The sequence below is a fragment of the Exiguobacterium sp. UBA7533 genome (genome assembly GCF_002479335.1).
Classification (GTDB): Bacteria; Bacillota; Bacilli; order Exiguobacteriales; family Exiguobacteriaceae; genus Exiguobacterium_A.
The window spans coordinates 5,910-7,708 of sequence record NZ_DLMP01000017.1; the positions used below are offsets into that span (position 1 = coordinate 5,910).

Sequence of the window (1,799 nt, forward strand, 5' to 3'; positions counted from 1 at the left end):
GATCGTGGACAATGGGAAGCTGCTGACTCACTTGGAATTCCGCGTCGCAAGACATTCAAGGACGTTATCTTGCCGCAAGCACTATCTCGGGCGATTCCACCGCTTTCGAACTCTGTCATCGATATCATCAAGTCGACATCACTCGGTACGATCGTTGCTGTCGAGGAATTAACGTACGTCTCTGACCAGATTTCAGCGACGACATACCTCGTCATGCCGCTACTTTTGTTCTCCGCTGCAATTTACTGGATCATGTCAACACTTATTCAAAGCGTCCAACATCGTTTAGAAGCACGTTTCAGCATTCCAGAATGAATTTTTCACACTTGGAACCGTTAGGATTTCAAGTGTATTTTTTTAGATTTTTTGAGGTTTAGCACTAGTCAATCCGGGAATAATCAAGTATACTAATAAAAATCAGAATTATCTGACAAATTACAAAGGAGCGTGGCCGAGATGAAACAAGTAATTGAAGCTTTCCGTAGACAAGATGCAGAGCAGCGAATTCCAGTGCTACGTCTCGAAATCGATTATGAGCTCAGTACGCTCTTCGATGCGATTCAAGCCAATGACCAAGCTGGCATGTCAGCAAGTAAAGATCGTTTAGATAAATATCGTCAGGAGATGCTTCGCTTAGAAGCTTAACCTCATAGATCTCCCATCTCTCCTCCCCCTTGAGATGGGACTTTTTTTGTTTACTGTTACTCTATTCATAAAAGAGAGGATCGTTTCCAGATCGTGTACTGGTTGATCCTCTCGCTTCATTTCTTAAACAGAAAATATTTTATGCGTTTATTTCTGTCTCACAGTCTAGATTAATCGACATCACGACCTCGTGATGCCTTCAAAATCTCAAACCATTGCTCGCGCGTCAACGACAGATTCGTCGAACGAACAGCAGATTCGATGCGTTCAATCTTACCAGAACCAACGATCGGCATGATACGTGCTGGATGTTTAAGTAACCATGCATATGCGACTTCGTCGATTTTTTTTGCCCCGATCTTTTCAGCGATCTCAGCTAATTTTTCACGTAACGGTGCGTATCGCTCGTCCTTAAAGAGACGACCGCCCGCAAGCGGACTCCATGCCATCAATGGCATCTCATTTTTATGACACAGATCGACGGATCCATCCTCGAAATGTTTCAGTTCCGAAACCGATAACTCGAGTTGGTTCGTCACGAGCATGAACGGTAAGCGTGATTGTATAAGACTCTGTTGTGCAGGTGTATGGTTCGATAGACCGAATGTCCGTACCTTACCCGCGTCCTTCAGCTCAACGAACGCTTCTGCAATCTCGTTCGGATCCATCAATGGATCTGGACGGTGAATCAACAACGTATCGACGTACTCGACACCGAGTTCTTGCAGGGAACGATTGACCTGTTTGATAATATGCTCTTTCGTCGTATCATAGAACGATAATGACTGATCCGAGAAATGATTCCCTTTCATCTTGATGCCCGTCTTCGTGACGATCTCCATCCGGTCACGTAATTCCGGTTTTAAGGCAAGAGCTTCCCCGAATAAGCGTTCATTCGTATAATCGCCATAGATATCTGCGTGATCAAACGTCGTAATTCCTAAAGCAAGGCATGCTTCAATCAATTCAAGACGCTCTTCCTTCGTCATTTCCCATTCATTCAATCGCCACAGACCATGAATGATCCGTGAGAATGATAAATCTTCTGTTAGCTGAATCCGTTCCATGTTTCTTCCACTCCTCTATCGTATGAACTCTATCTCGTTTACTGTACCTCAAAATGGTAACGGTTGCACGAATTTCAATTTTCAATG

The 1,799-nt window shown here is 44.0% G+C and carries 3 protein-coding genes; 2 read left to right on the forward strand and 1 reads right to left on the reverse strand.

Features of this window, described 5'->3' with window-relative positions:
• Positions 1-315, forward strand: a 315-nt coding sequence (locus B2U10_RS14495) for an ABC transporter permease subunit (RefSeq protein ID WP_290788514.1), incomplete at its 5' end; no start/stop codon positions are given.
• 141 nt (positions 316-456) lie between these two features.
• A complete protein-coding gene (locus B2U10_RS14500) occupies positions 457-645 on the forward strand; it encodes a hypothetical protein (protein ID WP_035409434.1) in 189 nt (62 codons plus the stop codon).
• 170 nt (positions 646-815) lie between these two features.
• Here B2U10_RS14500 and B2U10_RS14505 read toward each other — a convergent pair whose 3' ends face one another.
• Positions 816-1,712 carry an aldo/keto reductase gene (locus B2U10_RS14505; protein ID WP_290788517.1) on the reverse strand — a complete coding sequence of 299 codons (897 nt, stop codon included), beginning with the start codon at positions 1,710-1,712 and terminating at the stop codon, positions 816-818.
• Positions 1,713-1,799: the final 87 nt, after the last annotated feature.